The organism is Peribacillus sp. NPDC006672 (genome assembly GCF_050274955.1).
In the GTDB taxonomy this organism is placed as follows: Bacteria; Bacillota; Bacilli; order Bacillales; family DSM-1321; genus Peribacillus.
Genome location: NZ_JBNNOR010000031.1, coordinates 16,194 through 35,072, shown reverse-complemented (window position 1 = coordinate 35,072; position 18,879 = coordinate 16,194). Strand labels below are relative to the sequence as shown.

At 40.1% G+C, this 18,879-nt stretch carries 20 protein-coding genes and 11 tRNA genes; 2 read left to right on the top strand and 29 right to left on the bottom strand.

Features of this window, described 5'->3' with window-relative positions; genetic code table 11:
- Nucleotides 1-140 precede the first annotated feature (140 nt).
- The 12 genes from ACQKKK_RS25755 to ACQKKK_RS25700 all read right to left on the bottom strand — a co-directional run bounded on the left by ACQKKK_RS25755 (nucleotide 141) and on the right by ACQKKK_RS25700 (nucleotide 1,869).
- A tRNA-Gly gene (locus tag ACQKKK_RS25755) sits at nucleotides 141-214 on the bottom strand.
- A gap of 29 nt (nucleotides 215-243) precedes the next feature.
- Nucleotides 244-320, bottom strand: a tRNA-Pro gene (locus ACQKKK_RS25750).
- A 7-nt stretch (nucleotides 321-327) separates the two neighbouring features.
- Nucleotides 328-404, bottom strand: a tRNA-Arg gene (locus tag ACQKKK_RS25745).
- Nucleotides 405-422: 18 nt separating this feature from the next.
- Nucleotides 423-508, bottom strand: a tRNA-Leu gene (locus ACQKKK_RS25740).
- Between the two features lie 59 nt (nucleotides 509-567).
- A tRNA-Leu gene (locus ACQKKK_RS25735) sits at nucleotides 568-649 on the bottom strand.
- A gap of 9 nt (nucleotides 650-658) precedes the next feature.
- Nucleotides 659-734 (bottom strand) — tRNA-Lys (locus tag ACQKKK_RS25730).
- A 9-nt stretch (nucleotides 735-743) separates the two neighbouring features.
- Nucleotides 744-818, bottom strand: a tRNA-Gln gene (locus tag ACQKKK_RS25725).
- 77 nt (nucleotides 819-895) lie between these two features.
- Nucleotides 896-971 (bottom strand) — tRNA-Asp (locus ACQKKK_RS25720).
- Nucleotides 972-995: 24 nt separating this feature from the next.
- A tRNA-Glu gene (locus ACQKKK_RS25715) sits at nucleotides 996-1,067 on the bottom strand.
- 17 nt (nucleotides 1,068-1,084) lie between these two features.
- Nucleotides 1,085-1,175, bottom strand: a tRNA-Ser gene (locus ACQKKK_RS25710).
- 7 nt (nucleotides 1,176-1,182) lie between these two features.
- A tRNA-Asn gene (locus ACQKKK_RS25705) sits at nucleotides 1,183-1,257 on the bottom strand.
- Nucleotides 1,258-1,389: 132 nt separating this feature from the next.
- On the bottom strand, nucleotides 1,390-1,869 hold the full coding sequence (locus tag ACQKKK_RS25700) for a SprT family protein (RefSeq protein WP_427619941.1): 480 nt from the start codon (nucleotides 1,867-1,869) through the stop codon (nucleotides 1,390-1,392).
- Nucleotides 1,870-1,952: 83 nt separating this feature from the next.
- Here ACQKKK_RS25700 and cmpA point away from each other — a divergent pair, with 83 nt between their 5' ends.
- Complete coding sequence (gene cmpA / locus ACQKKK_RS25695) at nucleotides 1,953-2,072, top strand: cortex morphogenetic protein CmpA (protein ID WP_089364909.1); 120 nt, start codon at nucleotides 1,953-1,955, stop codon at nucleotides 2,070-2,072.
- An 80-nt stretch (nucleotides 2,073-2,152) separates the two neighbouring features.
- On the opposite strand, the gene ACQKKK_RS25690 is transcribed toward cmpA, so the two are convergent.
- From ACQKKK_RS25690 to acpS, 14 genes are all read right to left on the bottom strand, one after another.
- Nucleotides 2,153-4,336, bottom strand: coding sequence for a Tex family protein (locus ACQKKK_RS25690; protein ID WP_427619940.1), 2,184 nt, complete (start codon nucleotides 4,334-4,336; stop codon nucleotides 2,153-2,155).
- Between the two features lie 92 nt (nucleotides 4,337-4,428).
- Nucleotides 4,429-5,040: a PP2C family serine/threonine-protein phosphatase gene (locus tag ACQKKK_RS25685; protein WP_427619939.1), complete on the bottom strand. Its 612-nt coding sequence runs from the start codon at nucleotides 5,038-5,040 to the stop codon at nucleotides 4,429-4,431.
- A complete protein-coding gene (gene sigB, locus ACQKKK_RS25680) occupies nucleotides 5,037-5,825 on the bottom strand; it encodes an RNA polymerase sigma factor SigB (protein WP_427619938.1) in 789 nt (262 codons plus the stop codon). Before sigB ends, ACQKKK_RS25685 begins: the two co-directional genes overlap by 4 nt.
- On the bottom strand, nucleotides 5,803-6,276 hold the full coding sequence (gene rsbW, locus ACQKKK_RS25675) for an anti-sigma B factor RsbW (protein ID WP_427619937.1): 474 nt from the start codon (nucleotides 6,274-6,276) through the stop codon (nucleotides 5,803-5,805). Before rsbW ends, sigB begins: the two co-directional genes overlap by 23 nt.
- The gene (locus tag ACQKKK_RS25670) at nucleotides 6,273-6,605 is read right to left on the bottom strand and encodes an anti-sigma factor antagonist (RefSeq protein WP_427619936.1); all 333 of its coding nucleotides are present in this window, start codon (nucleotides 6,603-6,605) and stop codon (nucleotides 6,273-6,275) included. The genes rsbW and ACQKKK_RS25670 overlap by 4 nt, the downstream gene beginning before the upstream one ends.
- A gap of 59 nt (nucleotides 6,606-6,664) precedes the next feature.
- On the bottom strand, nucleotides 6,665-7,675 hold the full coding sequence (locus ACQKKK_RS25665; protein WP_427619935.1) for a PP2C family protein-serine/threonine phosphatase: 1,011 nt from the start codon (nucleotides 7,673-7,675) through the stop codon (nucleotides 6,665-6,667).
- Nucleotides 7,676-7,685: 10 nt separating this feature from the next.
- A complete protein-coding gene (locus ACQKKK_RS25660) occupies nucleotides 7,686-8,087 on the bottom strand; it encodes an anti-sigma regulatory factor (protein WP_061461187.1) in 402 nt (133 codons plus the stop codon).
- Between the two features lie 3 nt (nucleotides 8,088-8,090).
- The gene (locus ACQKKK_RS25655) at nucleotides 8,091-8,447 is read right to left on the bottom strand and encodes an STAS domain-containing protein (RefSeq protein ID WP_048682053.1); all 357 of its coding nucleotides are present in this window, start codon (nucleotides 8,445-8,447) and stop codon (nucleotides 8,091-8,093) included.
- Between the two features lie 2 nt (nucleotides 8,448-8,449).
- Nucleotides 8,450-9,277: an STAS domain-containing protein gene (locus ACQKKK_RS25650; RefSeq protein WP_427619934.1), complete on the bottom strand. Its 828-nt coding sequence runs from the start codon at nucleotides 9,275-9,277 to the stop codon at nucleotides 8,450-8,452.
- A 453-nt stretch (nucleotides 9,278-9,730) separates the two neighbouring features.
- The gene (locus tag ACQKKK_RS25645) at nucleotides 9,731-10,081 is read right to left on the bottom strand and encodes a type II toxin-antitoxin system PemK/MazF family toxin (protein ID WP_034306610.1); all 351 of its coding nucleotides are present in this window, start codon (nucleotides 10,079-10,081) and stop codon (nucleotides 9,731-9,733) included.
- A gap of 7 nt (nucleotides 10,082-10,088) precedes the next feature.
- Entirely contained in the window at nucleotides 10,089-10,370 is a 282-nt protein-coding gene (locus ACQKKK_RS25640) for a CopG family ribbon-helix-helix protein (protein ID WP_061465936.1), read from the bottom strand.
- A gap of 160 nt (nucleotides 10,371-10,530) precedes the next feature.
- Nucleotides 10,531-11,694 (bottom strand): alanine racemase, encoded by a 1,164-nt coding sequence (alr, locus tag ACQKKK_RS25635; RefSeq protein ID WP_427619943.1) that lies wholly within the window; start codon nucleotides 11,692-11,694, stop codon nucleotides 10,531-10,533.
- Nucleotides 11,695-11,937: 243 nt separating this feature from the next.
- A complete protein-coding gene (locus ACQKKK_RS25630) occupies nucleotides 11,938-12,942 on the bottom strand; it encodes a LolA family protein (protein ID WP_427619933.1) in 1,005 nt (334 codons plus the stop codon).
- Between the two features lie 236 nt (nucleotides 12,943-13,178).
- A complete protein-coding gene (gene acpS / locus ACQKKK_RS25625; protein ID WP_427619932.1) occupies nucleotides 13,179-13,535 on the bottom strand; it encodes a holo-ACP synthase in 357 nt (118 codons plus the stop codon).
- A 107-nt stretch (nucleotides 13,536-13,642) separates the two neighbouring features.
- On the opposite strand from acpS, the gene ACQKKK_RS25620 reads away from it, so the two are divergent.
- Nucleotides 13,643-14,233 carry a rhomboid family intramembrane serine protease gene (locus tag ACQKKK_RS25620; protein WP_427619931.1) on the top strand — a complete coding sequence of 197 codons (591 nt, stop codon included), beginning with the start codon at nucleotides 13,643-13,645 and terminating at the stop codon, nucleotides 14,231-14,233.
- 27 nt (nucleotides 14,234-14,260) lie between these two features.
- Here the strand turns inward: ACQKKK_RS25620 and ACQKKK_RS25615 are convergent, their stop codons facing one another.
- From ACQKKK_RS25615 to ACQKKK_RS25605, 3 genes are all read right to left on the bottom strand, one after another.
- Complete coding sequence (locus ACQKKK_RS25615) at nucleotides 14,261-15,730, bottom strand: PH domain-containing protein (protein WP_427619930.1); 1,470 nt, start codon at nucleotides 15,728-15,730, stop codon at nucleotides 14,261-14,263.
- Nucleotides 15,723-16,196 carry a PH domain-containing protein gene (locus ACQKKK_RS25610; protein WP_427619929.1) on the bottom strand — a complete coding sequence of 158 codons (474 nt, stop codon included), beginning with the start codon at nucleotides 16,194-16,196 and terminating at the stop codon, nucleotides 15,723-15,725. The genes ACQKKK_RS25615 and ACQKKK_RS25610 overlap by 8 nt, the downstream gene beginning before the upstream one ends.
- A 205-nt stretch (nucleotides 16,197-16,401) precedes the next feature.
- Nucleotides 16,402-17,901 carry a DEAD/DEAH box helicase gene (locus tag ACQKKK_RS25605; RefSeq protein ID WP_427619928.1) on the bottom strand — a complete coding sequence of 500 codons (1,500 nt, stop codon included), beginning with the start codon at nucleotides 17,899-17,901 and terminating at the stop codon, nucleotides 16,402-16,404.
- Nucleotides 17,902-18,879 lie beyond the last annotated feature (978 nt).

The window sequence follows — 18,879 nt, the reverse complement described above, 5'->3', positions numbered from 1 at the left end:
ACGCCGCCAGCGTTCGTCCTGAGCCAGGATCAAACTCTCCGAAGAAATGTTTGACTTGCTCATTTTGCTTTTTTAATAGTGTGTGCTCACTTAAATTTAACGTTGGCGCTTTGTTTTGTTCAGTTTTCAAAGAGCAATAATGGAGCGGGTGAAGAGAATCGAACTCTCATCATCAGCTTGGAAGGCTGAGGTTTTACCACTAAACTACACCCGCATTTAATTTTAAAGTATTTTCAGAAAGAATGGTCGGGAAGACAGGATTCGAACCTGCGACCCCTTGGTCCCAAACCAAGTGCTCTACCAAGCTGAGCTACTTCCCGTAAAATATGGTGCGCCCGGCGGGAGTCGAACCTACAACCTTCTGATTCGTAGTCAGATGCTCTATCCAATTGAGCTACGGGCGCTAATTTCTATGATGTTATTGGTGCGGCCGAGAGGATTTGAACCTCCACGGGGTTTCCCCCACTAGGCCCTCAACCTAGCGCGTCTGCCATTCCGCCACGACCGCGAAAGCGACTTTGTAAGTTTAACACCTTTTCAACTCGTTGTCAAGAAGAAAAATATCAGTGCGGGTGAAGGGACTTGAACCCCCACGCCTTGCGGCGCCAGATCCTAAGTCTGGTGCGTCTGCCAATTCCGCCACACCCGCGAAAAGAAATGGTGAGCCATGAAGGATTCGAACCTTCGACCCTCTGATTAAAAGTCAGATGCTCTACCAACTGAGCTAATGGCTCTAAATAAAATGGCTGGGCTAGAAGGGATCGAACCTTCGCATGACGGAATCAAAATCCGTTGCCTTACCGCTTGGCTATAGCCCAACAATCAAATACTTTTTAACGACTAGGTTAATATTATATCATCATAACATTACTTTAGCAAGTATTTTTTAAAAAAATGGCGGTCCCGACGGGAATCGAACCCGCGATCTCCTGCGTGACAGGCAGGCATGTTAACCGCTACACCACGGGACCAGTATTATAATCATGTGAATAAAGTGACCCATACGGGATTCGAACCCGTGTTACCGCCGTGAAAGGGCGGTGTCTTAACCGCTTGACCAATGGGCCTTGATAAAATATGTAACTGGCGGAGAAGGAGGGATTTGAACCCTCGCGCCGCTTACGCGACCTACACCCTTAGCAGGGGCGCCTCTTCAGCCTCTTGAGTACTTCCCCAAAAAAATGGCTCCGCAGGTAGGACTCGAACCTACGACCGTTCGGTTAACAGCCGAATGCTCTACCACTGAGCTACTGCGGAATAATGAAAATTGGGTTCCTTTTTCATGCTCAAGGACCTTAGTGGTTGTCGTGAAGAACAAGTTGTTATCTTGTCGACTCTTATGATTATAAAGAGGTTACAACCTAAAGTCAAGAGTTCTTTTGTGTTTTTTTAAATTTTTGTTTTTCCCTCTTTAAACCCTTGGTAAATCAATGTTCCGCGACATTTACCACAAACGAAACGGGTAGTGTCGATTCGTTTTTTTCTTATATACACCTGCTGACAGTCTTCACATTTATATTGAATAGTATTCATCTTTCTCTTTACTTGGTTTGATGGTAGTGGCTCGCAAAATCTGGGAGCCCCCACTTTTTTGAGTAATTGCTTAAAGTCCGCATCACGATGCTGATATCCTTTTTTCTCGATGTGCAGATGATAATGGCACAATTCATGTTTTATGATACCAATCATTTCTCCCACACCGCGTTCATCAAGATACTTCTTATTAATTTCAATATTGTGTGAGCGCAGCAAGTATCGTCCTCCTGTAGTTCGAAGACGAGGGTTAAAAGTGGCTACATGTCTAAAGGCCTTTTTAAAGTCTTTCAACGAAATTTCTTCGACTAGTTTTTGCAATTGCAGATTATCCATTTCCCCCTCCCTTTCCTTGGTAACATGACAACCCATTATAACATAGACTAATAATACAATAGGAAACTAAGGGAGGAAAAGCTATGCCTAATTGGTTCCAGAATCAAATTCGTAAAGCCTTTTATGAAAAGGATTATTATCAAGTGAAGATGTTGAATCAATGTTGGTTTTTTTATCAAAAAAAGGAAAGTCTCCGATTATAGATTCAACTATGTTCGAAATATAACATACATTCGCTTCCCTAAAAAAAACCCCTTCTAATATAGAAGGAGCTTACCATAGGCTAGTTTTGATTCTTTGGCTCGAGCATAGTTAAAGATACCCTTTGCTTTTGAGAGTCGACCAGTTCTACCCAAACCGTTACAACATCCCCAACGGCAACTACATCCAAAGGGTGTTTTACAAACCGGTTGCTTAGTTTGGAAATATGCACAAGTCCATCCTGTTTAACACCAATGTCCACAAACGCACCGAAATCCACAACATTCCTCACTGTACCTTGTAATTCCATCCCAGTTTGCAGATCCTCCATTTTTAGCACATCTTGTTTAAGCAGTGGTTTTGATAATTCATCCCGAGGATCTCTTCCCGGTTTCATCAAATCATCTATGATATCTTTAATCGTAATTTCCCCAATTTCCAATACATTGACTAGTTCCGCCGGATTTAGTTTACCTAACTCTTCATTCAGTGCATCACTGCCTAAATCCTCAGATGTGAATCCCATTTTCTTTAACAATTTATTCACGGCACTGTAGTTCTCAGGATGTATCGCGGTTTGATCCAAAGGTTCATCTCCATTAATGATACGTAAGAACCCTATGCATTGTTCATATGTTTTGGCGCCAAGTCGGGGAATCTTCTTTAATTCCTTCCTGCTAGAAAACTTCCCTTCCACTTCCCTTTTCTTTACAATATTTTGAGCAACTGATTTTGATAAACCAGCTACATATTGTAATAGAGACGATGAAGCGGTATTGACGTTAACTCCCACCTGGTTAACAGCTGTCTCTACTACAAAGGAAAGGGATTCCGTTAACTTTTTCTGGGACACGTCATGTTGATACTGACCTACCCCCACTGATTGAGGATCAATTTTAACAAGTTCAGCAAGGGGATCTTGAAGCCTTCTGCCTATTGATACGGCGCTTCTCTGTTCTACTTGAAGATCCGGAAACTCTTCACGGGCAATATCCGAGGCAGAATATACACTTGCCCCCGCTTCATTAACAATGATATAAGAAATATTCCCTTTCAATTCTTTTAGAATATCCGCAATGAATTGCTCTGATTCACGTGAAGCCGTCCCATTGCCGATTGCCACAATTTCAACTTTGAACCGCTGAAGTATTTCGATCGTTTTTTCACGGGCAGCATTAAACTTCGCAACAGGAGGATGCGGATAGATTACACTGATATCGAGTACCTTTCCCGTTTCATCAATGACAGCCAACTTACACCCAGTCCGGTAAGCTGGATCTAGAGCAAGGACCACTTTCCCTTTAAGCGGAGGCTGCAAGAGCAGATTCCGTAGATTTTCAGAGAAAATATGGATAGCTTGATCCTCTGCTTTTTCCGTCAGCTCTTTCCTGATTTCCCGTTCTACCGAAGGCATGATCAAACGCTTGAGTCCATCCTCAATCGCTGATTTAAGAACAGTTTGGGCTTCAGATTTGTTATTTTTAATGATTTTCCGTTCCAGATGACCAATGATGATTTCAGTCCGAGGATGGATTGATATTCGTAAAACCTCTTCCTTTTCGCCTCTGTTAAGCGCTAAGACGCGATGGGGTACGATCCTTTGAACCGGCTCCTCATATTCATAGTACATCTCGAAGATTTTTTTCTCGTCCTTCTCTTCATTTTTCACAACCGAAACTACTTTTCCGGCTTTGAAGATTTCAGCCCTTATCCACTTTCTTAATTCTGCATCATCGGAAATATGCTCCGCTATTATATCCTGCGCTCCTGCAATGGCCTCTTCAATAGAAGGAACTTCTTTTTCTGCCGATATGTATTCTGCAGCTTTATCGCTAACCCGTGCATGCAATTGACATTCAAGAAGCCAATTTGCAAGTGGTTCTAACCCCTTTTCCTTAGCTACCGTTGCTTTCGTTCTCCTTTTTTGCTTGAATGGTCTGTATAAATCCTCCACTTCCTGCAGCTTTGTCGCCTTCTCGATTTGCCTTGTTAACTCTTCCGTCAATTTCCCCTGTTCACCAATCGAACGCGTAACTTCCACTTTCCTCTGCCCAAGGTTTTCTAGATAGTTCCATCTTTCCATAATGGACCGAATTTGAACTTCATCTAGTGAACCCGTCATTTCTTTTCTATACCGGGCAATAAAAGGGACTGTGTTACCCTCTTGCAGCATCTGTATGACGTTTTGAACTTGATGACTCTTTAAAGTTAACTCATTGGATATTTGTTTAACCAAATCCTTTAATTTATCTTCTACATCGATCATTATGTTTACCCCCAACCTTTTAATCTGATACGTATAGTCTAGCAAATGAGAGATGAAGTTGCGAATTCCATACAAAAAAGCTCACTTCCGGATTACAGCGAAAGTAAGCTTCCTAAAATGAAAGTTGTGTCATCTGCAGTTGCTGGATTGCTTTCTAGAATGCATTGAGCGTTCTTATCGATCGGTACCAGCCTTTTTAAAAAAGATTTAGCTCCCTTAAGTTCTAAACCATCTGAATGCAGAATGAATTTTGCATTTGGTTCATATTTGTAGCTCTGCGTCCTGTATTTCTGTTTCCTGCCGGATAAATACCCTGTAACAGGTATAGGATAAACGAGTTTGTCGTCGCTTGGATTATACAAGAAAAAGCGGATGTTCCCCACGGAGCTGTATACAAATTCATTCTTCTCATAAAATATTTTCAAAATGGAAACGGCTGCCCCCCGTTTATCGATTAAAACTTGATTACATACGGCCATCAATGATTCGACATCAAGCTCATGATTACGTTTCACTTCCTCGATGACAGCATGAGAGGATTCATAAGCGTATTGCCCACTGCCTAGCCCATCTGCCAATACGCACACAAAGTATTCTTTCGTATGAAGAAAAAAGTAATCATCACCGCAATATACCATCCCGTTTTTAGAGGATTGCGAGACAAGGACTTCTATTTTTTCTTCTCGCAGAATATCTTTGATCACTGAATTAACTCCGAGTTTTCAGCATTAATGGCTTCCTGAAGTTTCTTGATTGCGCGGCGCTGGAGTCTCGATACATGCATTTGGGAGATTCCAAGTTTATCTCCCGCTTCTTTTTGACTTAAATTTTCTAAATAAGTATGTTGAATGATCATCTTTTCACGGTCACTCAACACATGCAGGACCTTTTCAAGCACCAGCCGCTGATTGACCTTTTCAAAACCTTCATCGACATTTCCGAAAATATCAAGCAATGTGACCGTACCACCATCGGAATCCGCCTCAATAGAATGATCAACAGATAAAGCTTGATAGCTTTTACCCATTTCCATCGCTTCTAAAACTTCTTCTTCAGTAACTCCTATACAATCGGCTATTTCATCTATTCTTGGTGAACGGTGCAGAGTCGTCGTTAATTCCTCGACAGTCACCCTTATTTTCGGACCAAGTTCCTTAATTCTTCTTGGCACATGCACACTCCATGTTTTGTCACGCAAGAACCTTTTGATTTCCCCGACTATTGTAGGAACGGCAAACGCCTCAAAGCTTTTACCGAAAGATTCATCATATCTTCGAATGGCACCTAACAAACCAATCATGCCGACCTGAGAGATATCCTCCTGAAACGATTTCCCCTTCGCATACTTTCGGGAGATTGTTTCAACCAAACTTTTATAATGGATGACTAGGTTGCTCTGTGCTTCTTCATCTTGGTTCTGCTGATAAGCTCTAATCCATTCATTTACCTGTTCCCTTTGTTCCTGATTAGGTTGAGACTGTTTTTGCATCCATCTCCACCTGCTCTCCTTCTAAAAACTTAGTCATAAATACTGTAACCCCGTTATGCTGATGAATTTTCACATCATCCATCAGAGTTTCAATGAGGTAAAGACCCAAGCCTCCTTCTCTCATGAGTTCGACTTTTTGTCCATTTTCGTATGGACCGATTCCTTGACGGACCTCTTCGAAATTACAGCTCTTACCACTATCAGAAACCATGACCTCTAAACGGTCAGGATAAAGCCCGAAACTCACTTTCACTTCACCTTTTTCAGAATCCTTATATGCATGCTGTACCGCATTTGTACAAGCCTCACTGGTAGCGATTTTCAAATCCTCGATTTCATCATACGCAAACCCCATCCGGCTACCTATTCCAGAAAGCGTTAAACGAATGACACCGATGAACTCTGGTTTTGCAGGTATTTTCATTTCGATGTAATCATATACTTGACTCATTCTAACCCACCCTCTGTACCACTTTTTATATCAATGATATCTGCAAGACCCGTAATATCGAATAAACGTCGTAACCTTTCTGATAAACCAACTAAAGTGAATTCGCCATCATGTGCCCTTACGCTTTTAAAAGCACCGACAAATACACCAAGTCCCGTACTATCCATATAGGAAACTTCAGTTAAATCAATAATAATTGAAACATTGTCCTGCTCTGAAATTGGAAATAGTGATTCTCTTAATTTCGGTGCAGTATAGGCATCGATTTCACCTTTTAGTTTTACAATAAATTCAGTATTTAATTCATTAACATCAACTGTTATATTCATCCTTGACCCACCTCTTCAAATCCGCTTAATTCCTATATCTATACCCTGTGGAAAAAATATTAAACATTTGATTTTAAAATTATTAATGTGAAATCATCCCTTAGTTGGAAGTTCTGCATTTTCTCCAATTGCTTATATATATTATTCACCATTTCCTGGGCTTGTAAGTGCATATTCTTTTTAATGAAACCAATAAGTGTTTCCCTTTCTATGAACCCATCATTTGTCCGGCACTCGGTCACTCCATCAGATAATAAAATAATCATATCTCCACGATTCACCGTTTTTTCATATTGGCGATACCTTGTTTTTTTATCAACTCCAAGCAACAACCCTTTTGCATCCAAATCGTTAAAAGTACCTGAAGCGGCGTCATAATAAAAACCAGGTTCATGCCCAGCTGAAGCATAGGAAAATTGCCTGTCATGCGGATCATATAATCCATAGAACATCGTTATGAACATACTTGGATCCACATTATGCTCTACAACACGGTTTAAACTCTCAAGCACACTATTCGGTTCATGACGATGCTCCGGAAGACTATCCATCGCATATTTAATCATCGACATGCACAATGCAGCAGGAATCCCTTTTCCTATGACATCGGCTATCCCTACCCCGATACGTTCATTTTCATCTTGGACGAAGTGATAATAATCTCCATTCATCTGTCTGGCCGGAACACTTATCACCCCTATTTCAAGAGCTTTGATATCAGGAATTTCCGTTTCCAAAAGAGTATGTTGAACGTTTGCCGCGATCTCAATTTCCGTTTTCAGTTCCTGCTGTTGATGTCTAAGGCTTTGATGTTCACGGTATGCAATGCCATATCCCATCATAACTTCTAACAGAAAATCGAATGAATCCAATACTTTTCCCGGTAATTCCGGGTAAAGTTCCATTAAGTTATTTTTATGCATACTGATGATTTCTTCTGGAGATATATTGTATTTTATATGTAGGCGGCTAATCTTTTGCCCTTGGTAGAGTGCCTGCTCATTTTGGTCTTTAAGATAAGTAGAAAGCGCCTCATGATACTTTTTCTCCATGTTCTCCCTAATATCCATAGTCCTCCCCCTAACGGAGCCATTTCGTAGCGACAATCTTAGTCCCTTCACCTGGTATCGATTCAATATCGAAGTCATCCATTAAACGTTTGACTCCGGGAAGGCCTGCCCCCAGTCCCCCTGAGGTAGTATATCCATCCTCCATGACTCTGCGAATATCCTCAATTCCCGGCCCTTGGTCCTCTGCAATGATTTTCAATCCTGACTTCCCATTTATATTTGGCTTTTCTATGCTAACACTGCCTTGTCCAGCATATAAGTATATATTTCGGGCCAATTCGCTTATAGCCGTTGTGATCCTTGCCTGGTCTACAGTACCGAACCCCAACTCTTTAGCGACATTTCTTCCGAGCTGCCTTGCAGCTACGATGTCCCATTCATTTATTATTTTTACGCAGGATTGGAACTCCATTCTTTAATCCCCCAATTCCTGTTGTAATTTCTCCAGGCCTTTCTCTAAATCTAATGCTGTCAAAACATCATCGAGACTAATTCCCAGTTCAATTAATGTTATTGCAACAGCAGGCTGGATCCCCGTAATTACAACCTTTGCCCCCATTAGCTTAGACATGCTAAAGACATCGCCTAATACCTTGGCGATAAAGGAATCTATAAAATCTATTGAGGTTATATCTATAACAACGCCATTCGCGCTTGTTTCATGAATCTTATGCAGTAAGTCCTCTTGAAATTGAAGGGCTGTCACATCATCCAATTCCCACTGAATAGAGACTAACAAGCAGTCATAAAGCTTTAATATCGGAATCCTCATACTTATCCCTCCACCTTTACGATCTTACGGCTCGTTAATTCCAACGCAACTTCTATTCCTTTTTTCAACGTATTTTTTGTAATCACTTCATTTAAGTTAATTCCAAGATTAACGATGGTTTGGGCTATTTCAGGGCGAATGCCGCAGAGTATACATTTAGCACCCACTAATCGGACCGCTTCCGCTGCCTGGATGATATGATGAGCAACCATGGTATCCACGACCGGCACACCCGTTATATCAATAAGAACTACTTCAGATCTATGCTTAACCACGCCAGTCAGCAGGTTTTCCATTATCTGTTTGGCACGTTCTGTATCAATTGTACCAACCAGTGGCATTACCGTAATGCCTTCCAAAACAGGAATGAGCGGTGCCGAAAGTTCTTGCAAGGCTATTTTTTGCATGGAAACGGTTCTTTCCCAAGTTTGGGTATATATATTGACTATCTCATTATTTATTGGTGTTGCCCATTTATCCAAATGGTTAACAAGATTGACTTGATTTTCAGGAGGCACCAAACCCTTTACCGCCATTCCATTAATGACAATTAACGTGAATTTATGAAGCCCTTCATTGACGAAAGTAAGAGGCCATCCCAATTGGACGACTTTCTCGGCAAAATCTGAAAGCTTCAATGTGAATTCCTTATTTTTACTATCGACATTCGTAATGATCATATCTATAAATTCACTGCTCGTTTGCGTGAACATTCGATCGGAGACGACTTTAATTAATCTTTCGTCTGTACTTTCCTTCATGATATCCATCCACTCAGTAAGGATGTAATCATGATTTTGCTTAATAAAATCGTAGACCAATTGGTTCATAATATCCTCCCATTCTAACACAATTGCTATGTTCCCCTGTCCTCGTCACAAGGATGTTAACTAACTGTAATGTTCTTTCCATCTGGAGTTCCATTGGGTTTCCCCACTAAAGTATTTACAACATAACTACATACCCGAAAGTCAGGTAAAAAAAACATCTTTCAAAGTAAAGTTAGGATGATACCAATAAAAAAACCAATGAACATTCCATCCAATATCTAATTGTATACTTTTTTTATTCGTCAATTTTTTTATATTTCCTGCTGTAAAGATTAATACAATCATAATAATACGTTTAATTGGAGTGAAGAATCTTCATCCTCTGAATCCTTTATTTTGTCCATAAATTTCAAAAAAAACACGATTCCCACTGTTGCAGGAATCGTGCCATCTAATTAAAATAAAGAATGATTTGTATTATAATAACGCCCGGATTAACGGGAAAACGTTTCATTAAAACTCAATGAGGCCTAGACTGATTTGCAAAGCTTCATTGACCTTTTGCATCATTGGTTCGTCAAGATGCGTAATTTTATCAGTTAAACGCTGCTTATCAATTGTCCGGATCTGTTCTAATAAAATGACGGAATCTCGTTCGAATCCGTACTTTTTGGCATTAATCTCAACATGTGTAGGCAATTTCGCTTTTTGAATTTGAGCTGTAATGGCTGCCACGATCACAGTCGGACTAAAGCGATTACCAATATCATTTTGTAAAATTAGTACCGGACGGGTTCCACCCTGCTCTGAACCAACTACCGGGGAAAGGTCTGCGAAGTATACGTCACCACGCTTAACAACAATCAATGGCTCAGCCTCCGCTAACTAATCGTTCAACGCAATGACCAGCCTCGAATTCAGCCTGAAAGGCTTCAGAAGCAATCGTTAAGTTAATGGCCGCCATTTCAATATAACCGCGTTTCATCGATTCACGAAACTCTTTCTTTTTACGCTCGCGAAGATACATTTTTGTGGCACGATAAATAAATTCACTGCGATTTACATTTTCTTCACTCGCATACCCATCTAACTCTGATAAAAAATTTTGAGGTAATCGAATTAATATCTCTCTTGTTGCGCTGGATTCAGACACAAACATACACCTCCACCATCACTACACACCTTTATTATATATCCTTTTCAATATTACCATTAAATTGCCTATCTGCAAAGAGTATATTCTATTCTCAATCCTATTATCAGCATAATAAAGGAAATCTTATTCACAATCCTAGGTTTTTTTTACAATCCAGTCATTCCAGGATGAAGTTACGTACATGAATCAACTGATTGTCTTTTATATATATGCGGGGCACTCTTGCTCCTATCATACATGTTACCTCATAATTGATCGTTTCCAGTTTAGCCGCTACCTCATCAACAGTAATCGCTTCATCTCCATCGTTCCCAATGAGCGTGACTTCTGTTCCTACAGGGAATGGTCGAGGCAGCTTGATCATGCATTGATCCATGCAAATCCTGCCGACAATCGGCACTCTGCTTCCATCCACAAGAACTTCCTGACCTTGCAGCTTACGAATCCAGCCATCAGCATAACCGATCGGCAAAGTCCCAATCCATTCATCACCTTCAGCCGTATATGTTGCTCCATAACTAACGCTTTCACCCTTTGCAAGCTGTTTAACTGCAACCATCTTCGTTCTCAATGATATAGCCTGTTTTAATCGAAATGGCAATATCGGCTGCATTTCCATAGAAGGGCTCAAACCATACATGGAAATCCCCATTCTTATCGCATTCGATTCAGGATCGCTAAACCTTAAAGAAGCTGCACTATTGGCTGCATGAATATATTCTGGCCTTCTAATCAAGGCGGAAAGCATTCCTTTAAATGAAGCAAGCTGCTTTTCATAAAAGTCGGTCTTTATTTCATCAGCCGTCGCGAAATGTGTGAATATCCCTTGGAAGTTGAAACACGTTTCCCCATTAAGCAAACTTTCCACTTTCAAAAGTTGGCCTTTATCTCGAACGCCAATTCTCCCCATGCCGCTATCAACTTTTACATGAACTTGCAGAACTTGTCCCGGTTTCAATAAATCCTTTGCCTTCTCCAACCATGCTGCATCGAAAACCGTCACGGAAATCCCATAATCGGCAGCAAGTGCTGCACTTTCAGGCCTCGATGCCCCAAGTACAAGAATCGGAGCCAATATTCCTTTTTTCCGTAAAGCAAGAGCCTCATCTAAGAAAGCGACACTTAAAAAATCAGCCCCCGCTTCAAGCGCGGTTTTAGCCACTTCATAGTCCCCGTGGCCATAAGCATTCGCTTTAACGACAGCGAAAAGACTAACGCCATTTCTCAGTCCTTTTTTCATTGAAGAGATATTTTCAAAAATATTATCCAAATTTACTTCTGCCCACGTATCCCGATGAAAGTTTTTCGTTTCCAAGCCCATTTCCTTCTTTCCTGCACTCACAATAAGATTCTTCCCAATAGCGAAGTTTTCTTTTCATTATAGGACCATTCTATAACCAACTGATAGAAAGATAAAGTGCTTTTTAACCTTGATTCTAATTTTCCAGCTTGCCAAACCACTCCAAATGGAAGGGATTTAAAATACCAACAAGCTGCTTCCCCGCCTATCCTTCCTAGAAGAAACCTTCATAAGGAGACGGGAACAACAGCTTGTTATGAAATCCTATTTGACAGGATCTTCCCCAACTGAACGGGCGACTTCTATCATCTCTTCCTGCGTCAACTCCTTTGATGCAAGCATATAATCCACACCTTCAAAAGTCCATGCAATTGTATTTCCTGTCATGGCTCCGACTGTATAACCCAAATCAACTGGCTCCCCATTAACATTCATCGAAACGGAGGTTTGGACTACCTCAGCTTTTTCCTGAACTAATGTAAAACTTTTTTTACCCTCATAGGTCAAAACGACACGTTCTCCCTTTTCCGTCGCAATTTCCTTTTCTTCCGTTAAGTTCATATCACCAATATTTTCAGGGTATTTTACCGAAAACCCCTCATTTTGGACTTCTGCCATAACAGGCGCTTCAAGTTGTGCACTTGTCATGTTTTTCTTCATATCAAATGAATCTTTATCAAAAGTCGTATCGAATTTCACTTTTGAAAATTCAACAAGGACTAATGCGTTCTTATCAGGGTCCATGACTTTTACACTGACTGGAGATAAATCTTTTTTGTTTATAGTAATCTCTTGATAAGGCAACATTTTATTGTTTTGGTAGCGCGTTTTCGTTTCAAAGACATAATGCTTATCCGTTTCTTTATATGTCGCACTTTTATCTTCCGTAATGTCTTTCACCAGCGACTCGAACAAATAGGCCTGACTGCTGTTCTCCGGCCACTCGCTTTGAAATTTAAAGCTCTTATTCAAAGCTGGCGTCAAAACATATACACCATCATCATTTTTCAAAATCATCTGGCTTTGATCCTTCTCCTCATTTTTAAGATTTACGCGGTAAAAGGAAGGGTCTTTATGCCAAATTTCCACATTATACACTTGCGGTTCCGTCCCCATCTTCAATGTCATCTTCGCGTTAGCTTTATATCCTTTCATTTCGCCAAGCTTCTCATTCAATTCACTCACTACGTCACCCTGTGATTTTTGGCCGCAAGCAGAAAGAGCAAGCAAGAGCATGATCCCTGCAAAAAGCATTAACATCTTCTTCATCTTTTCAACCCCTTTTTGTCATTTGAACGTAAAAGGGAGAGGAAAAGGCAGGATCCGGACATTGGCTCGACTGATGTCTTAAATTCCTCAGTATTTTAAACACGGATCAATTCGATCCGGCTAAAAACTTTTCGAGAGCACCTACTCTGCCATGTACCTTTTACCGGGCCTTGTCTCCCTATAGCACTAAATGTATATGAGACAACCTAAAGGTTTATGACCCGATTGGACAAAACTCAATTCACCCTTTCGATGACGACCTGAGCAACCGCATATTCCCTGCTGTGGCTAATAGAAAGATGGACCCCTTCAGAAAACGGCTTTGAAATCACTGGCTTTCCTTTATCATCAGATGTGATTTCGATATCCAAAAAGGACAAGTGCTTACCAATCCCTGTACCGTATGCTTTAGAAAAAGCCTCCTTTGCTGCAAAGCGCCCAGCAAAATACTCGATTTTCCTTCTTCCATTTAACTTTTCGAAAATTGAGACTTCCCTTTCGGTTAATATACGCTTCTTTATACGGGGTTGCCGGTTAATCAATTTTTCCATTCTATCCAATTCAGTAATGTCGACGCCTATACCTTTAATCAAATTGACACCTCTTCTATTAAATTAATAAGTTGCATATTATTAGGAGGACTCTTTTACCTGGAAATGGCAATATGTATCTTATTTAAAACGATAATAAGGAGGAATTTATGTTTACAAGAACAGAAAGCTTCCGCGAATATACCCATTCATATCGAGCTGTGACTGTGCTCATACTCATTATGATGATTTTTTTCGTCCTCGTCCTTTTCCCTATATTTCCTGGTAATGTAATTTTTTATTATGGCACAGGTGTGAACCTATTCATCGCTGATGGGCAATGGTGGCGTTTGATCACCCCCATCTTTCTACATAGCACGTTCACACATTTGCTGTTTAATGGTTTCTCACTTGCCATCTTTGGTCCATTCCTAGAGAAATTTCTCGGATCCGTAAAGTTTTCAATCTTCTTTTTATCGACCGGAATCCTTGCTAACATCGCAACCTTTCTAATTGAACCACTGACATATAACCACGTAGGTGCCAGCGGTTCAATCTTTGGTTTATTCGGTTTCTTTTTTTACCTTGTACTGTTTAATAAAACTAATTTTACAAACAACGAAAGAAATACAGTATATACCCTTACCGGAATTGCCATTATCATGACTTTCATTCAACCACAAATCAACGTTGTCGGACATTTGGCCGGTATAGCAACCGGTGCTTTAACAGCTCCATTATACTGGAGAAAAAAATGGTAGGACAAACAGCCGACTCTTTCCATTCATTCATTGGGAGTCGACTGCTTTTTTAGGTAAATACCATGATTTAATTATTCGGCAATCCTTTTCTTCCACATCCACAACCATGCCGACACGGGAGGTAACTCCAGATTTAATCGATGCTGAAATCGTAGCTAATTCTTTTCGATTCTGAAACCAACTTTTTTTATATGTGATTGATTGAATCCTGCTTCTCTGCATGATCAATGTTTGCTTTGAAAAAAAACGGCTGCTCAGTTGCAACAAATCCCCTTCTGTCCCCCATCCAGCATCTTTATATTGCATGTAAGCCCAAAAGACCGCAAACGGAACAAGTAAAAGGGAAAGAAAACCCCAAGGCCTGCCAAACCATACCAAAGCACCGATGATCGGGATAATGTATAGAACGCTGCGAAATACAAACCGTGAAAGTGCACGCTTAGGTATCGGCGTCATCTCCATGGTTGTTTGATAAACTGGTAAAATTTCTTGGATTTTTTTATGTAAATGCTTCTTCTTGATCAATGGGAACAGCATGATTGATAGGCTTTCTTTATCTTCCATACTGCCTCCTGCATATTCAATATAAACTGTCGCCAAACCCAATGGCTTTCGAATCAAATTTTCCATGATCCTGATACCTTGCACTTTATGGATAGGGATTGTCAGCTGCCTTTTCTCGAGAAGCCCTCTGGAAATAACGATTTCCTCATCCGTTTTTTTTACGGTAAAAGAAGCATATTTAATTACCATACTTAATGTGGCCAGTACATAAACCACCAATAAGGCCACCAGAGCAAGCACCGTAAGAATAATGGTCCCCATTCCAATAAGATCCTCATAATCCTTAAATATCCGTTCAAAAGGTATTATTTCATCAAACTGTGAAATAAAAGCGATCCCTCCAGATAAAAAGACACCTACCGCTCCTGAAGTGGCAGCCATAACGAATAATTGCGGAAGCGTCTGCTTAAAAACGGAGGATGATTTTGCCGCATCTTCATTTCCCCACACTTCATCTTTATCCTTATCAAGAGGGTTATTCGTATTGATGCTTTTCTCCTTGCTTATAAAAGCATTGATTCGTTCCGCCTCACTTTTTCTTATGGCCGATAACACAGCATCGGCCTGAGCCCCGCCTGCAGTTTCAATATTCAACTTCACCAGCCGGAATATCCTCTGTATGATGCCCTCTGAAATATCTATGCTATGAATGCGATCAAACTTTATATAGCGCTTCTTCCTTATGAATAATCCGGACTCAATTTTGAATTCGCCGTCTTCTATGCGATATGTAAAACGTAACCATTGAAGGAATGCATTAACTATCAGTAAAAGTACAATAATGGCAATGACTAGCGGTTGAATCCATCCGGGAATCCCTTCATTCTTCCCAGGAATAACGACTACTAGTAAAAAAGGGATAACCAACTCTTTGATCGATTTAATAATATTAAGCAATACAACTATGGGGTGAAGCCTTTTAGGTTCAGACATCTTCTTCCTCCACACTCGCCATTCTGGAAATATAGTGCCGTAATTCATCTGCCTCTGCAAGGTCCAGTGCAGGTATAACATGAAGGGTCGCTGCAGTGGATATTTCAACGGAGGCTAAATCATACTTTCTTAATAATGGTCCTTGCTTCGTTTCAACATGCTGAACCCTAATCATTGGTATGAGTGTTCTTTTAATGACAAAAATACCACTTTGGATATCAATTTCCGTATTCCTTACTTCGTAACGCCATCTCTTCCATTTTACTGAAGGAATTAGAGAGATGGTCAAATATGGTTGGATTATCGAAATTATAAGACACGCTCCAAAAACCCAATATGTCCAATCAAAAATGATTGTAAGCACCAGAACGGCGATACTTATAATCCATGTTATTGAACAGCTTATAAGACCACTGATTTTCCATACGGTCAAGGCCTTATTCGATATACGATTTTCAGGTTCCATGTGATTCCCCTCTTCTGTACCGGTATTTTGAATGAATCCATCCTTCGTTTCATCCATTATACTATAATTAAATGCTGGGTTTTAACCACTTTTCAAACAAAGTCCTTGAATCGTTCATCCAGAAACTGTCTGCTCATTTGTAAACCTATGGAATATGGAGATGCATAAAAAAAATGCCGCTCAATGAGCGGCATTTCCATTTCAATTAAATTTTATTTGATTTTTCTCTTTTTTGGCTCGTGCTACGGTTTCCGTAACCATTCGATTTACGGTTCGAGCTTGGGCGTTTACTTGATCCGCTACCGTAATCTTTTCTGCCTGAAGAACTGCGGCCATTGCGCTGTCTGTTACTAGAAGAACTGCTTCCTCCACGATTGCGGCGCATTGGAGATGGAGACTCTTCCGTTAACTTGATTGGCGTTTGATCCGGTTCTTTTGTCATTGATTTAAGCATAGCTGCAACTAAATCCGCCGCACTATGTTTTTGTAATAACTCTTCCGCTTGACCAAGGTATAATGATAAATCATCATTCTCGATTGTAGTCAGGATTTTTTCCGTTACTGCTTTTTGTTGACCTTCCAACGCTTCAGTTAACGTAGGGGTCTTAAGTTTCTCCATACGTTTTTTCGTTGTATGTTCAACTGCATGCAGTTGACCTCTTTCCCGTGGTGTTACAAACGTAATGGCAATACCGTGTTTACCCGCACGTCCTGTACGTCCAATACGGTGAACGTAGCTTTCTGGATCTTGAGGGATATCAAAGTTGTATACGTGAGTTACGCCGGAAATATCAAGTCCACGTGCAGCCACATCAGTAGCAACAAGGACATCGATGTTACCTTCTTTGAATTTTTTCAAAACGGACAGACGTTTCGCCTGGCTTAGGTCACCATGAATGCCTTCAGCCATATAACCGCGGATATTCAATGCAGAAGCCAATTCATCTACACGGCGTTTCGTACGTCCGAAGACGATAGCAAGATCCGGTGTTTGAATATCGAAAAGGCGTGCAAGTGTATCGAATTTTTCACTTTCTTTTAACTCCAAGTAATATTGTTCGATGCGATCCACTGTCATTTCTTTCGCTTTTACACGTACAAGAACTGGTTCTTGCATGAATCTTTCAGCAATTTTACGGATTGGATCAGGCATTGTAGCTGAGAAAAGCAATGTTTGCCTTTCGTCAGGAACCGTTGAAAGGATCAATTCGATATCCTCAATGAATCCCATGTTAAGCATTTCATCTGCTTCATCAAGAACTACAGTGTGAACTCCGCCTAATTTAATATTTTTACGTTTGATATGGTCTAAAAGACGACCAGGTGTACCAACGATAATATGTGGTTTTTTCTTTAAAGCACGGATTTGACGGTCGATATCTTGTCCACCATAAACCGCTAATACACGGGCACGTTTTCCGTAACCAAGTTTGAAAAGTTCTTCGGAAACTTGAATGGCAAGCTCACGTGTAGGTGCAATAACAATCCCTTGCACATTTTCGTTATTAATATCGATGTTTTCCATCAATGGGATACCGAATGCAGCAGTTTTACCAGTTCCAGTTTGCGCTTGACCAATGATATCTTTACCTTCAAGAGCTAGAGGTATCGTTTGGGATTGAATCGGGCTTGCTTCCTCAAATCCCATTTTTTCTATTGATTTCATAGACGTTCTATCTAATCCTAATTCGCTAAACAATGTCAATGTTTTCGTACTCCTTTTTATATCGTAAATTTACACGTGCATTCATGGATCATGCACAGATGTTTAGTTCAAATCCTCATCATCATGACGGATGTTCTACTTTATCTCTTATGAAAAAGTTTATCATTATCACCTAAAAGTATGTCTGCCTTTTAGTTCAAATGAACTCAATATGATTTTTTAAAAAGGAAATATACCAGTACGAACATTCACTGGCATTTTTAGTTCGCGCACGTGTAAACTTATCATTAACATACGCTCATCTTTTTAAAAGTACATGTAACCAAAATTAAATTCAATATGGAAAATTAAAAGTAGCATAAACGGATGTTTCACCGTTTTATTCAGGTGAGGGCTGCTGCACCTATTATTCATCAGACTTTAAAAGACTGTATGAACAAAACTTGACGAGAGCCAAGATTCTTATACAAAACAGGCCCGGTGCGTTGAGGATTTGCAGAAGTGGAAAAGCGCTAAAATGCGGCTTGATTCCCTAATAGCTACTAAAGCCGCCAAGAAATGCAGCTTTTATATATGACCAGACGCGCGGCCTATTTAATCTAAAATAATCTCAAGAATGAACTCATGAAACATGTAAGAACATACAATTTTGTTGCCTCAACCTGATTAATTTAAATAATCATCAATGATAAGACATTTAAACTCATACTTCATATTACCATTTTCAAACTGTTATTGCAATAAAGGATATCGCCCCATTTATGGTTACTACTAACTTTTAGGTCGTTTCTAAAAATAGGTGAATTTGATATTCCTACATAAAAATGTGCAGCAGTGATACGTTTGAGTAAGAATATAGCATGTTCATAATATGTGCCATTTTATCGGTTGAAATGTGCCACAATGGCTTTTATTTTCCCTTTAGAGAACCGCACGGATTGATTCATTCACCAATAGGATTACCGTAGTTACTATATCCAATTATGAGTAAATGGATTCTTTATTGATACAATCAAG

Coding starts and splice junctions, on each gene's coding strand:
- ACQKKK_RS25700 (WP_427619941.1), bottom strand. CDS start 1,869: ATGGATAATCTGCAATTGCAAAAACTAGTCGAAGAAATTTCGTTGAAA.
- cmpA (WP_089364909.1), top strand. CDS start 1,953: ATGCCTAATTGGTTCCAGAATCAAATTCGTAAAGCCTTTTATGAAAAG.
- ACQKKK_RS25690 (WP_427619940.1), bottom strand. CDS start 4,336: ATGATCGATGTAGAAGATAAATTAAAGGATTTGGTTAAACAAATATCC.
- sigB (WP_427619938.1), bottom strand. CDS start 5,825: ATGCAAAAACAGTCTCAACCTAATCAGGAACAAAGGGAACAGGTAAAT.
- rsbW (WP_427619937.1), bottom strand. CDS start 6,276: ATGAGTCAAGTATATGATTACATCGAAATGAAAATACCTGCAAAACCA.
- ACQKKK_RS25670 (WP_427619936.1), bottom strand. CDS start 6,605: ATGAATATAACAGTTGATGTTAATGAATTAAATACTGAATTTATTGTA.
- ACQKKK_RS25665 (WP_427619935.1), bottom strand. CDS start 7,675: ATGGATATTAGGGAGAACATGGAGAAAAAGTATCATGAGGCGCTTTCT.
- ACQKKK_RS25660 (WP_061461187.1), bottom strand. CDS start 8,087: ATGGAGTTCCAATCCTGCGTAAAAATAATAAATGAATGGGACATCGTA.
- ACQKKK_RS25655 (WP_048682053.1), bottom strand. CDS start 8,447: ATGAGGATTCCGATATTAAAGCTTTATGACTGCTTGTTAGTCTCTATT.
- ACQKKK_RS25650 (WP_427619934.1), bottom strand. CDS start 9,277: ATGAACCAATTGGTCTACGATTTTATTAAGCAAAATCATGATTACATC.
- alr (WP_427619943.1), bottom strand. CDS start 11,694: ATGGGCTTGGAAACGAAAAACTTTCATCGGGATACGTGGGCAGAAGTA.
- ACQKKK_RS25630 (WP_427619933.1), bottom strand. CDS start 12,942: ATGAAGAAGATGTTAATGCTTTTTGCAGGGATCATGCTCTTGCTTGCT.
- ACQKKK_RS25620 (WP_427619931.1), top strand. CDS start 13,643: ATGTTTACAAGAACAGAAAGCTTCCGCGAATATACCCATTCATATCGA.
- ACQKKK_RS25615 (WP_427619930.1), bottom strand. CDS start 15,730: ATGTCTGAACCTAAAAGGCTTCACCCCATAGTTGTATTGCTTAATATT.
- ACQKKK_RS25610 (WP_427619929.1), bottom strand. CDS start 16,196: ATGGAACCTGAAAATCGTATATCGAATAAGGCCTTGACCGTATGGAAA.